Source organism: Clostridium hominis, from assembly GCF_014287825.1.
Classification (GTDB): Bacteria; Bacillota; Clostridia; order Clostridiales; family Clostridiaceae; genus Clostridium; species Clostridium hominis.
Window position 1 is genome coordinate 411,476 of sequence record NZ_JACOOO010000004.1, and the last position, 12,614, is coordinate 424,089.

The window sequence follows — 12,614 nt, forward strand, 5'->3', positions numbered from 1 at the left end:
CTATAAATTAATATATATAAAAATAGCATATAATATATTTTACTTAACAAATATATTATATGCTAGTGATAATTTACATTTATACAATTTTCTAAGCTTTTTTATTATCTTCCAACAAAATCACCATACATAGGTGTAAATTTCCCAAATCCTCCTGCAACTTCTAATATTTCACCAGTTAAATAAGATGAAGCATCAGACGCAAAAAATGCTACTGCATTAGCAATATCTTCTGGTTTGCCTGGTCTCTTTATTGGAACTTGCTTTAAGAAAGTGTCTAAGAATTCTTGACTCATATTTTCTAAAGCTGCTTTAGTTGCAATAAATCCCGGTAATACGGCATTACATCTTATATTATATTGAGCACATTGAGCTGCAATATTTTCTGTTAATGAATTTATAGCTGCCTTTGATGTGCAATAAGCTATTCCTGATAAATCTGGATTAACTGATCCGATAGTAGATATATTTATTATACTTCCTCCACCAGTTTTTATCATACTCTTAATTGCTGTTTGGCTAGTTAAATATACACTTTGTAAATTACTAATTACCGTTTCAAAATAATGTTCACTATCTGTATCTAAAATAGTTTTATCTCTCTTAACATCATGTCCACCATAATTATTTACTAATATATCGATTCTTCCTTCATTTTCTACTATATTTTCAATCATACTAACGTACGTTTCAGCTTCCCTCGCATTGAAATAAACAAACTTAGCTATTCCGCCATTAGATTCTATATCATTTATAACTTCATTTGCTAATTCTTCATTTCTAGCTCCAATATATACAACAGCTCCATTTTCAGCCAACTTTTGAGCACTAGCTAGTCCAATCCCTTTAGTTGCTGCAGTAACTAATGCCACTTTTCCTTTTAAATTCATTTATTTCACCTCATAATTTCTTTTTATATCTTAATACGACTTCTATGCCATATGTGTAAACATCTTACCTAATTCTTCAATTATTTCATCTCTATCATGTTCAGAAATTCTCTTATGGTGATTTATTCTGTTTCTTTCACCTGCTAAGTAAGATAATTTTTTACCTAATTGATCAAATCCTTCTCTTGAAACATCTTCTGGATACATAGCAGCAGCTACAGCATCTTCATCAGCTGGTTTATTCTTTAGCCAAGTTGGAGTAATTGTAGAGCCTGCTGTTAATAATAATACATCTACATTTGTGTTTTTACATTCATATGCAACACCTTCTGTTAATGCCATCATATATGCTTTTTGAGCTGCATATTCAGCACAGAATGGTAATGAAGTCCATCCAGATAAAGACCCAATTGTTACAAATGCCCCTCTGTCTCTTTCTTTAAATAATCCTATAAAGTGATGTAGCAATTTAGAAAATGTTCTTATATTAACTCTGTACATTTGCTCATACTTAGAATAATCAACCTTATTATATTGTCCCATAGAATGTAAACATGCTACATAGTTAACTAATCCCATATCTAAATCTTTAGTTGCTTCTATTATTTTATCAGCAGCATCATATTCTGAAAGGTCTTGACATAATACCTTAACTTCACTTCCTGTTTCTGCATTTATATCTTTAGCCAAGTTTTCTAAAGCCTCTCTTCTTCTTCCAACTAAAATTACGTCCATGCCTCTTCTTGCTAATTCAAATGCATCAGCTTTTCCTATTCCTTCAGTTGCTCCTAAAACTATTGCCCATTGTCCATACTTTTCTCTAAAATTCATTTTTAACTCCTCCTAAATAATCTTTATTACATTAATTAAAATCTTTCTTATTTAATCTTTTTATATTACATATGTTTAACGTTATCTTTAACTATTCTCTTTTTACTAGCTAGATTTATAGCAAATAAAAATGTTCCAAATGTCACTATTAATAACACTATAAATATCACCCAAGTTATGGTGTATTCTCCCGTTGAATCATATATAAAGCCTGATAATGTAGGTCCTATAGCCCCTCCAAGTTGGAAAAACATTATTACTATTCCTAAAATAGTTCCATATTCCTTCTTACCAAATATTTCACTTGTTAAATATGATGGTCCCATTGAAGCTATTGCTATAAACGCTCCAAATATTACTGCAAATAATATTGCAAAAGCTACCGTTTTTCCAAATAGCAGACATACTACTGATAAAGTCATAAAGACTCCTATTATCAGCATACCTTTTTTAATTCCTGCTTTTTCTAATAACATTCCAATTAAAACATTACTTAAGATACCCATTATAGAAACTAATGATGTTATCATAGATGCAAACTGTAAACTATATCCTACGCTTTGCATATAGCTTGGAATATGCATTTGAACACCAGCAAATACAAGTCCCAATAGTACTATTGCAACTATATATATCCAAAATACTGGAGATGCTTTTGCTTCTGCCAATGTATATCCTGTAACCTCTTCTTCATCTTTATTAATTTTCACATTGATAGTAGTTTCTTTAGTTCCATAAGGAAGTTGTCCTATATCTGATGGTTTTCCTTTTATAACAAACAAGGAAATTGCTATAGTAACAACAAACATTACTGAACCTAAAATAAAGTAACATTTTTCATATCCAATCTTAGGCATTAAATTGGAAATTACTAATATTGTACAAAATGCTCCTAAGTTTCCTCCTGCAAAAGCTATTCCAGTGGCTACTCCCTTTTTTTCAGATGGAAACCAATTTGTAATAATGTACGATATTGGAATTTGTGTTATTCCAGTTGCAAACACTCCAATTACCACAGATAAAAGATAGAATTGCCATAACTCCTTGGCTATTCCTAATACCCCAAATGATATTGATACTATAGCTCCACATAGTGCCATTACATACTTAATGTCATACTTTCTTATTATTTTCCCCATGAAAGGAGAAACTGCAGCTGTACTTACTGCTACTATTGTAAATACTAATGAGAACTGCGTTGCTGAAAATCCTAAAGCTTCTGTAACAGGCCTTAAAAATATTGAATGTGATAAAAATATAACCGCAAATGGCATTGCCAATATCAAAAATGACCCTGCGACAATATTCCAACCATAAAAAGGTCTTTTTTCTTCCACTACTTACCCCTCCATTAATATATTATTTATTGACTATGTCTTAATATTAATCCTCTAATTTAGTCAATTCAAAGGTCTAAGTTAGGCAAAATTGTGGCAAAATAATAACTTCTATTCCACCTCTATATATGTCTTTTATCTTATAGTTAAACCTTTTATTTTATGTTATAATGCTTTTTAAATATTGGGATAAAATGGAGGTTATGATACTGATGAATAAACTTATATATATCGTTGATGATGAAGAAAAAATATGCAATTTGATAAAATCCTTCTTAGAAAAGGATGGATTTGAAGTGAAAACTTATAATTCTGGTAATGAAATGTTAAGTGATTTTTATGTTAATCAATGCGATCTAGTTATTTTAGATATAATGCTTCCTGGAATGAATGGATTATCTGTTTGCTCAATTCTTAGAAATATGAGTTCTGTTCCTATAATAATAGTTTCTGCTAAGGATAGTGATTTAGATAAAGTTACTGGTATTAATTTAGGTTGTGACGATTATTTGACCAAGCCTTTTTCACCAATTGAACTTTTAGCTAGAATTCATTCAATTTTTAGGAGAATTGAATTAGATAGAAATATTGAACCTGAGCGAAATATAATATTTTTTGGTGATATGGTGATAAATAAAAATCAACTTAGTGCGAAGATAAATAATAAAGATATTAATTTAACTAAAACTGAATTTGCCCTAATGATATATCTTATCGAAAACAAAGATAGAGCTGTAAGTAGAGATGAATTATTGAGAAAGTTATGGAACCTTAAAAGCTATGAAATTGATACTCGCGTAACAGATGATACTATTAAAAGGTTAAGAAAAAAGCTTCAAGAAAATAACTCTAAAATTTATCTAAAAACTATACGTGGTTTTGGTTTTATGGCCTGCGAGGAATATGATGATGCTTTATAAATTTAAAACCTATCCAATTAAATATAGATTTCTTATACCTTTATTGGTTGCGCTTTCAATTTTCTCATTTGTAATATTTATTTTATTTAATTCATTTTCATTTTATGTTTTAAATACCCCTCTAGAGAGATCATTAACGGAAATTGCTTTAATTAAGGTAAATATAATTTTTTTGATAATCCTTTTAACTTTCATAGTTTTATTTGTTCTTATAATAATTAAAATTTGTAATTCTATATCTAAATCTGTACTTCAGATTTCTAATGATGCAAAAAAGCTAGGTAATAGTTCTTATAAAATTGAAAAATTTCACTCATTTTCATTTGATGAAATACAAGATTTAAATAATAATGTTCATAAGTTAGCAAAAAAGTTATTAGATTATCATACTTCACAAAAGACATTATTAGCCAATGCCTCCCATGAGCTTAGGACACCCTTAATGTCTATTCAAGGATATGCAGAAGGTATAAAGTATGATATTTTTAATGATATATCTCAACCACTAGATATAATAATTGAAGAAAGTAAACATCTAAGTGAGATAATAACAAATATGCTTACTTTATCTGCTTTTGATTTTGAATCTATAAATATTAAATATAATACTATAAATCTATATGATACAATTGAAAAATTCGCTTATAGCTTAGGTGGACTTGCAGTTAAACTTAATAAAAAAATTACTATAAACGGTGAAAAAAATATTTTTGTTTCTACAGATGAATCTCTGCTCTTTAAAGCTATTTCTAATATACTATCTAATGCTATCAGATACGCTAAAGAAAACATAGAGATAAGCTTTGAATGTCATAAAGAGTCTATTATTATACATATAAGCGATGATGGTGATGGTATCTCTAAAGATGATCTAGATAACTTATTTACACGATTTTATAAAGGTAAAAAAGGTAATGTAGGTCTAGGATTATCTATTTCACAATCTTGCTTACAATACTTAGGTGGTGAAATTACTGCCTATAATACTGATTGTGGAGCTTGTTTTGATATAACTTTGAACACCTTTAATTAATATCCTTAATAAAATTCTAGTAAAAAAGCATTACTTGAGTTATATACTCAAGTAATGCTTTTTGCATGTATTTATTAATCTAAGCTTCTAGCTGCAACTACATCTATACCTGTTCCTAATATATCTTTAATTATTACATCTCCAACTTTTATAGGTGCAGTGCAAGTAACACTATTTATTATATTCATAGCTTCAAAATTCATATTTTTAGGTATAGCACCATTAGTTTTTACAGGTAAAACTGGTAATCTAGCACCTTCTATTTTAACTGTTGAAGTTATTACTCTTACTGGATTAATTACTTCATTTAATCCGTATATTTCTCCTCTTTTACATGTATTCCCTGTTACAGTTTTATTTTCAGCATCTACAGTTAAATGACATCCTAAAGGGCATGATATACATATTAATTCCTTCTTCATACTCTACGCCTCCTCTAATGATACTACTAAATCTTCTTGTATATTTACTAAAAGACTTTTCTTTAAAATAATCTTTTCCATCTCAGATGGTGCTAAATGCTTACGCTTAAACTCAGCTACTATATCTTTACCTGATCTTACTACTATTTTCTTATCATGATAAATATTATTTACTCTCATAAACATAGTAAGATTATCTTTCATAGAATCTACACTTATCTTTTGGGGTACTGTATAGTTTATATTTTTACCATTAATAACTTTTAACGATTTTCCTCTTTTTAATTCTCCCCTTATATATTCTGCAGCATACTTTCCAGCTCTACTAGCCTCTTCACTTACAAAGTCAACAAGGTCATGAACATGAAGAACATTACCACAAGCAAATACACCTTCAATTGATGTTTCCATACTTTCACTTACTATTAATCCATTAGTTCTTCTATCCCCATCTATACCAGCCTTTGATGAAAGTTCATTTTCAGGAATTAATCCAACAGATAATAAAAGTGTATCTACATTAAACTCTATTTCTGTTCCTTTAATTGGTGCTCTATTTTCATCAACTTTAGCTATAACTACTTTTTCTAATCTATCTTTACCTACTATATCAACAACTGTATGAGATAAATATAATGGTATATCATAATCATTTAAACATTGAACAATATTTCTATTTAGGCCATTTGAGTATGGCATAAGCTCAACTACAGCTTTAACATTAGCTCCTTCAAGTGACATTCTTCTAGCCATTATTAATCCTATATCTCCTGAACCTAATATTAATACTTCTTTACCTGGCATATATCCTTCCATATTTATATATCTTTGAGCTGCACCTGCTGTTAATACCCCTGAAGGTCTATCCCCTGGTATTGCTATTGCACCTCTAGTTCTTTCCCTACAACCCATTGCTAATATTATTGACTTTGCTTTAAGAATCATATATCCATCTTCAGTATTTATAGCATGTACAGTTTTATCTTCTTCAATTTCTAAAACCATAGTATCAAGCTTTATCTCAATATTTGTATTCTTAACCATATCTATAAATCTCTCAGCATATTCAGGGCCAGTAAGTTCTTCTTTAAATGTATGAAGTCCAAAACCATTATGAATGCATTGATTTAATATTCCACCTAGTTCTTTATCTCTTTCTACTATCAATATCTTATCTATACCTTCTTTGTGTGCCTCATAAGCTGCAGCAAGTCCAGCAGGACCTCCACCTATAACAATTAAATCATATTCCATATCTCCATACCTCCTACTTAGTCTTACCATAAAGTATTACTGAATCAGATTTTTCTTGGACTATATCTTCCATATTTATATTAAGCTCTCTTGAAATAATTTCTTGGACTCTTGGTCCACAGAATCCCCCTTGACATCTTCCCATTCCTGGTCTACATCTTCTTTTAACTCCATCAATAGATACTTTTCCAAATGATCTATTGATAGCATCTATAATTTCTCCTTCTGTAATACTTTCACACCTACATATTATTCTTCCATATCTTGAATCTTTTTTTATTAATTCTACTTTTTCTTCTTTAGATAACTCCATAAAGTAAACTTGTTCTCTCTTACCATTAAAGTTTAAATTTCTATCTAAAGATAATCCTGCATTCTTTAATATATTTACTACGTCTTCTGCTATAGCTGGAGCTGAAGATAATCCTGGTGATTTTATACCTGCTACATCCACAAAGCCTTTTATCTCTTTATCTTCTCCTACTATAAAATCTCCTGTATCAGGCACAGCTCTTAATCCTGCAAATGTTCTTATACAATCTCTAAAGTTAATCTTTTCAGTAGTATGAATTGCTGATTTTTTAATGTTAGCTAGTCCATCTCCTGTAGTATTTAATGATTCTTTATCATCACCATCTACAGCATTAGGTCCAACTAAAAGATTTCCATGAATAGTTGGTGTTACTAATATTCCTTTTCCTAGCTTTGATGGACATGGGAATACAGTATGACTAACTAAATTACCTTGGCTTTTATCCATAACATAATATTCACCTTTTCTTGGTGTTATCTTAAAGCTTTCTTTACAAATCATATTGTGTATTTTATCTGCATAAATACCCGCTGCATTTATTACATATCTAGATTCTATTTTCTTGCCATTTTTAGTTTCTATTATAAAAGTTTCATCTTTCTTGTTTATTTTATCTACTTCAGCATCTAAAGTAATTTCTCCACCATTTTGAATGCCATTTTCAACAAGAGCTATAGTATATTCGAAAGGTCCTACTATTCCACCTGTAGGTGCTATAAGTGCACCTTTGATATCATGAGATAAGTTAGGTTCTATCTCTAATACCTCTTCTTTAGAAAGAACCTTTAGCCCTTTTACACCTATTTTATTTCCGTTTATATAAAGGTTATTTATTGTTTCTAAGTCTTCATCATTAAAAGCTAAAACTAATGAACCATTTCTCTTAAATGGTACAGATAATTCCTTGCATAAATCTTCAAACATTTCATTTCCTTTTACATTATATTTAGCCATTAAAGTTCCTATTTTAGGATCATACCCTGCGTGTACTATAGCTGAATTAGCTTTTGATGTTCCCATAGAAACATCATTTTCCTTTTCTATTAAAATAGTTTTAATATTATACTTACTTAATTCTCTAAAAACTGATGCCCCAATTACTCCAGCACCTATTATTGCTACATCATACATATAACCCACTCCTTATTAGCAAATAAAAAAAGCCAAGACAAAAACAAGGATATCTAAAATCCCTAGTTTTTGTGCTTGACTCTGTTTCTCTTGCACTTATTCAATATACTTAAATTATATTCCCCTTAGTAACCGTTGTCAATTATTCTTCTTCCCATTTTTTCGATCTATCTACAGCCTTTTTCCATCCTTTATACAATTTTACCCTAGTTTCATTGTCTAAATCAGGCTCATAGCTCTCACTTATATAAAAACTCTTTGATATCTCCTCTTTACTTTCCCAATATCCTACTGCAAGCCCAGCTAAATATGCAGCTCCTAATGCTGTAGTTTCAGTTATAATTGGCTTACACACTTTGGCATCTATAATATCAGACTGGAACTGCATCAATAAATTATTTTTGCTAGCTCCTCCATCGACCTTTAATGTCTTAAGTTTTAACCCTGTATCTTCTTGCATGGCTTCTATTAAGTCTTTAGATTGATAAGCTATAGATTCTAATGCCGCTCTTATAATATGATTCTTATTCGCTCCTCTAGTTAAGCCAAATATAGCCCCCCTAGCATACATATCCCAATAAGGCGCTCCAAGCCCAACAAAAGCAGGAACTACATAAACTCCACCATTATCTTTAACCTTTTTAGCAAAATACTCTGAATCCTTAGCATCAGATATTAAGCATAATTCATCTCTCAACCACTGAATTATAGCTCCTCCCATAAATACAGATCCTTCTAGAGCATATTGAATCTTATTATCTATTCCAATAGCAATTGTGCTAATGAGACCATTTTTACTTTCTACCATCTCTTCGCCAGTATTCATAAGTAAGAAGCATCCTGTTCCATAAGTATTTTTAGCATCACCTTTATTAAAACACGCTTGCCCAAAAAGTGCGGCTTGTTGGTCTCCTGCTATACCAGCAATAGGAACTTTAACTTCTTCTTTACTTCCACCTAAATTAGCATATCCATAAACTTCAGATGAATTTCTTACTTCTGGAAGCATACAAATTGGTATTCCTAACCTATTAGCTATCCTTTCATCCCATTGCAACTCTTTTATGTTATAAAGCATAGTTCTTGATGCATTTGTATAATCAGTTACATGAACTTCACCATTAGTAAGCTTCCAAAGTAGCCATGTATCTACAGTACCAAATAAAAGCTTACCTGCCTCAGCCCTCTCTATTGCACCTTCTACATTATCTAATATCCACTTTATCTTTGTTGCTGAAAAATAAGCATCTACAACTAATCCTGTATTTTCTTTTATATATTTATCTAAACCTTCTTGTTTTAATTCTTCACAAATCTTTGCTGTTCTTCTACATTGCCATACTATAGCATTATATATAGGTTCACCAGTTTCTTTGTCCCATACTATAGTCGTCTCTCTCTGATTTGTTATTCCTATAGCCGCAATATCTTCTGGTTTTATATTTGTCTTAGCCATTACTTCTTGTAATACGCCATATTGAGATGACCAAATTTCCATAGGATTATGCTCTACCCATCCTTCTTTAGGATATATTTGAGTAAACTCCTTCTGAGCTATCCCATATATATTTTGTTCCTTATCAAAAATAATTGCTCTTGAGCTTGTTGTTCCTTGATCTAAAGCTACAATATACTTTTTCATTTCTCAATCCCCCTACATTTCCCATATTTCGTTTCTACTTGTTGAAACGCAAGTTGCACCTGAATTTAAAGCTAATATTACATCTTCCTTGCTGTCTATTAATCCACCTGCAACTATTGGTTTTTTCGTAAATGTTGAAATATCTTTGATTACTTTAGGTATTACCCCTGGTAATATCTCAATTGCATCACACTCTGAAATAACATGATTTTTACTATTGTTAAGAGATATAGTATCAAAAATAAAAAAACGCTGAATTGCTACCAAATTATAATTCTTAGCTTGTTTTATTAAATTAGCCTTAGTACTTATAATTCCATCAAAACTTGTCTCATTCTTAATAAATTTAATCGCTACTTCCTTATTACTTAACCCTTCAACTAAATCTACATGAATTATTCCTATCTTGCCCTTACTATTTACTTTTTCACTTATCTCTTTTATAGAAATAATGTCACCAAACAAAACAAATATTATGTCTATCTCTGTTTCAAGAGCTTCTTCAAGAGACTTCATATCTTTCACTGCTGCGATTACCGGATTGCCTTCTAAAACTTTTCTCATCTCAATCATATAATATCTTCCCTTTTCAATTTAAACATTTACATCCCCTTTAACACTACCACTAAATCTTTATATTTAAAATTATAGCTATATATTCCAGTGGACGCAATGCAAATATAAATGATAGTTTTTTAACATTGTATTCTATAAAATATTGCCTTTTTAATATTTTATATATAGTTGTTTTAACTTTTATACTATATACTTAGAGATATATAATTTTTAAAGGAGTTTGTATTTTATATTATGAAGAGAAATATTGTATTTTTTGATATAGACGGAACACTTATTGATGAACACACACTTATAATTCCAGAAAGCGCTAAAAAGGCCTTAAAGGAAATGAGAGCTAATGGTCACTTAGCATTTATTAATACTGGTAGAACAGCATGCCAAATCGAAAATATAAAAAGCAAATTAGACTTTGATGGTTTTATTTGCGGTTGTGGAACTTATGTTGAATATGAAGATAAAGTTTTACTTCATAAATCCCTTGGAAAAGAACTAACTTCTAAACTAGTTAATGCATTAAAAAAATACCACATTGATGGTGTTTTAGAAAGTATAGATGGTGTTTACTATGATAATATTGAAGCTATAAGACATCCTGAAGTTTTTAAAGTTCTTAATATTCATAAATCAGAAGGTTCTTATAACGGGAAAACTTGGTATGAGGATGGCTTAAATGTAGATAAGCTTGTAATATTCTTAAATGATGATAGTGACTTTGATGGATTCTATAATGAATTTAAAGATGTCTTTGACTTTATTAAAAGAGCTGAAGAATTTTATGAATTAGCTCCTATAAACTATTCAAAAGCTACTGGAATTGAATTTATTATTAATCACTTAGGCATCCCTTTCGAAAATACTTATGCTATAGGTGATAGTGCTAATGATTTAACTATGCTTAAATACGTAAATAATAGCATCGCTATGGGAAACTCTAATCCTATTTTATTTGATCTAGTTAAATTTATTACTAAAGATATAAATGAAGACGGAATAGAATACGCATTAAAACATTACGAAATGATTTAACTTGAAGTATATTGTTCGCATTGCTCACAAGAGAAATGTACACCTTAAGTGTAGAGAAATATGTCATTCTGACAGGGAAATATTCACCTTTTGTGAAAAGAAATATGCCTATGGCAGATATAATATTCATGCCGTAGGAATTTTTTTATCCTGACGTAAGCCAATATTTATATATGTCGTAGACATAGATTTCTCTTTTATGTAAGTAAAATATTTCTCTGTGGCTTTAGCTACATATTTCTCTTCAGTTTACTGAAAATTTCTCTTGACAAAGACAATATTTCTCTTCGTGAGCGTAGCAAACAACTTATTAAATTAGTTTTTCTATATTATGTAGTTTCTCTGAATCTACCTTCATAGCACCGATATAATATTCTATTCCTTTACTTACAGCTGCAAAGTCTCCATGTCCATCTGAGCCACAAGTTATTATCATATCATTATCTTTACAGAATTCTACACAAGTTTCTGTCATTAGTTCACTATTAGCCGGATAGTAACTTTCTATACCATCAATCCCCATAGCCTTGAACATATTTAATTTTTCTATTATCTCTTCTTTAGTTTTATCTTTATAATAATTGCAAGGATGAGCTAATACTGCATATCCACCAGCTTTATGAACAACTTTGCAAGCTTCTTCTACTGTTGGAAAATCAAATTGTTCATGACCACAATTATATTGTCTATAATACTTCATTCCATCAAATAAACCTTCAGTTATTTTCTTATCATGTAAATAGTGAATTCCATCCCATCCACCTTTTCTTTTATCATGCTTATATGTAGAAAATTCTTCATATGATATATCTTCATAATCCTTTTCCATTCTTCTCATTAGTTCAAAACTTGTTTCTAAAAGAGCATTTTGTGCCTTATTAATAATTTCTATCATTTCCTCATTATCATTAAATTTATAGCATAAAACATGTACTACTATATCTTCAAATTTACAATCTAACTCTACGCCTCTGATTAATTTAACTCCAACTTCCTCTGATATAGACTTAGCCTCATTATATGAACCTATTTCATCATGATCTGTGATCGCAATAACATCTATATTTTTTCTTTTTGCATCCTCTAATATTTCTCTCGGTGACATTGTTCCATCTGAGTAATAAGAATGTGTATGTAAATCAACTAACATAGTCTCCTCCTAAAGTTTAAAATTTTATTTATATCTATTTGCATTTTATATATTTTATATCAGATTGTCTATAATTAATATGTTAC

General features: G+C 30.0%; 12 protein-coding genes. 3 read left to right on the forward strand and 9 right to left on the reverse strand.

All coding sequences use genetic code 11. The annotated features are described in order from the left end of the window. Positions 1 to 104 precede the first annotated feature (104 nt). The 3 genes from hdhA to H8S20_RS03610 form a co-directional block, all read right to left on the reverse strand. Positions 105 to 890, reverse strand: coding sequence for a 7alpha-hydroxysteroid dehydrogenase (gene hdhA, locus H8S20_RS03600; RefSeq protein WP_032119918.1), 786 nt, complete (start codon positions 888 to 890; stop codon positions 105 to 107). A gap of 42 nt (positions 891 to 932) precedes the next feature. Further along, entirely contained in the window at positions 933 to 1,721 is a 789-nt protein-coding gene (gene hdhB, locus H8S20_RS03605; RefSeq protein WP_186859300.1) for a 7beta-hydroxysteroid dehydrogenase, read from the reverse strand. Positions 1,722 to 1,786: 65 nt separating this feature from the next. Further along, a complete protein-coding gene (locus H8S20_RS03610; RefSeq protein ID WP_186859301.1) occupies positions 1,787 to 3,058 on the reverse strand; it encodes an MFS transporter in 1,272 nt (423 codons plus the stop codon). 212 nt (positions 3,059 to 3,270) lie between these two features. Between H8S20_RS03610 and H8S20_RS03615 the strand changes: the two genes are divergently transcribed. Beyond that, positions 3,271 to 3,978, forward strand: a complete 708-nt coding sequence (locus H8S20_RS03615) for a response regulator transcription factor (RefSeq protein WP_032119921.1) — start codon at positions 3,271 to 3,273, stop codon at positions 3,976 to 3,978. 172 nt (positions 3,979 to 4,150) lie between these two features. Further along, on the forward strand, positions 4,151 to 5,011 hold the full coding sequence (locus tag H8S20_RS03620) for a sensor histidine kinase (RefSeq protein WP_186859302.1): 861 nt from the start codon (positions 4,151 to 4,153) through the stop codon (positions 5,009 to 5,011). A gap of 74 nt (positions 5,012 to 5,085) precedes the next feature. Here H8S20_RS03620 and H8S20_RS03625 read toward each other — a convergent pair whose 3' ends face one another. The 5 genes from H8S20_RS03625 to H8S20_RS03645 all read right to left on the reverse strand — a co-directional run bounded on the left by H8S20_RS03625 (position 5,086) and on the right by H8S20_RS03645 (position 10,346). After that, a complete protein-coding gene (locus H8S20_RS03625) occupies positions 5,086 to 5,433 on the reverse strand; it encodes a DUF1667 domain-containing protein (RefSeq protein WP_186859303.1) in 348 nt (115 codons plus the stop codon). A gap of 3 nt (positions 5,434 to 5,436) precedes the next feature. After that, positions 5,437 to 6,687 carry an NAD(P)/FAD-dependent oxidoreductase gene (locus H8S20_RS03630; protein ID WP_186859304.1) on the reverse strand — a complete coding sequence of 417 codons (1,251 nt, stop codon included), beginning with the start codon at positions 6,685 to 6,687 and terminating at the stop codon, positions 5,437 to 5,439. A 13-nt stretch (positions 6,688 to 6,700) separates the two neighbouring features. After that, complete coding sequence (locus H8S20_RS03635; RefSeq protein WP_186859305.1) at positions 6,701 to 8,131, reverse strand: NAD(P)/FAD-dependent oxidoreductase; 1,431 nt, start codon at positions 8,129 to 8,131, stop codon at positions 6,701 to 6,703. Between the two features lie 142 nt (positions 8,132 to 8,273). Next, a complete protein-coding gene (gene glpK, locus H8S20_RS03640) occupies positions 8,274 to 9,773 on the reverse strand; it encodes a glycerol kinase GlpK (RefSeq protein WP_186859306.1) in 1,500 nt (499 codons plus the stop codon). Positions 9,774 to 9,785: 12 nt separating this feature from the next. Then, positions 9,786 to 10,346 carry a glycerol-3-phosphate responsive antiterminator gene (locus tag H8S20_RS03645; RefSeq protein ID WP_186859307.1) on the reverse strand — a complete coding sequence of 187 codons (561 nt, stop codon included), beginning with the start codon at positions 10,344 to 10,346 and terminating at the stop codon, positions 9,786 to 9,788. A gap of 237 nt (positions 10,347 to 10,583) precedes the next feature. On the opposite strand from H8S20_RS03645, the gene H8S20_RS03650 reads away from it, so the two are divergent. Further along, positions 10,584 to 11,378 (forward strand): HAD family hydrolase, encoded by a 795-nt coding sequence (locus H8S20_RS03650; protein WP_032119927.1) that lies wholly within the window; start codon positions 10,584 to 10,586, stop codon positions 11,376 to 11,378. Between the two features lie 310 nt (positions 11,379 to 11,688). Here the strand turns inward: H8S20_RS03650 and H8S20_RS03655 are convergent, their stop codons facing one another. Next, entirely contained in the window at positions 11,689 to 12,528 is an 840-nt protein-coding gene (locus H8S20_RS03655; protein ID WP_042282136.1) for a PHP domain-containing protein, read from the reverse strand. Positions 12,529 to 12,614: the final 86 nt, after the last annotated feature.

What these genes read in the sequence shown, in the direction of transcription:
- H8S20_RS03630 (WP_186859304.1), bottom strand. Translation starts at nt 6,687, where the DNA reads ATGGAATATGATTTAATTGTTATAGGTGGAGGTCCTGCTGGACTTGCT.
- H8S20_RS03625 (WP_186859303.1), bottom strand. Translation starts at nt 5,433, where the DNA reads ATGAAGAAGGAATTAATATGTATATCATGCCCTTTAGGATGTCATTTA.
- H8S20_RS03615 (WP_032119921.1), top strand. Translation starts at nt 3,271, where the DNA reads ATGAATAAACTTATATATATCGTTGATGATGAAGAAAAAATATGCAAT.
- glpK (WP_186859306.1), bottom strand. Translation starts at nt 9,773, where the DNA reads ATGAAAAAGTATATTGTAGCTTTAGATCAAGGAACAACAAGCTCAAGA.
- H8S20_RS03655 (WP_042282136.1), bottom strand. Translation starts at nt 12,528, where the DNA reads ATGTTAGTTGATTTACATACACATTCTTATTACTCAGATGGAACAATG.
- H8S20_RS03635 (WP_186859305.1), bottom strand. Translation starts at nt 8,131, where the DNA reads ATGTATGATGTAGCAATAATAGGTGCTGGAGTAATTGGGGCATCAGTT.
- H8S20_RS03650 (WP_032119927.1), top strand. Translation starts at nt 10,584, where the DNA reads ATGAAGAGAAATATTGTATTTTTTGATATAGACGGAACACTTATTGAT.
- hdhB (WP_186859300.1), bottom strand. Translation starts at nt 1,721, where the DNA reads ATGAATTTTAGAGAAAAGTATGGACAATGGGCAATAGTTTTAGGAGCA.
- H8S20_RS03645 (WP_186859307.1), bottom strand. Translation starts at nt 10,346, where the DNA reads ATGATTGAGATGAGAAAAGTTTTAGAAGGCAATCCGGTAATCGCAGCA.
- hdhA (WP_032119918.1), bottom strand. Translation starts at nt 890, where the DNA reads ATGAATTTAAAAGGAAAAGTGGCATTAGTTACTGCAGCAACTAAAGGG.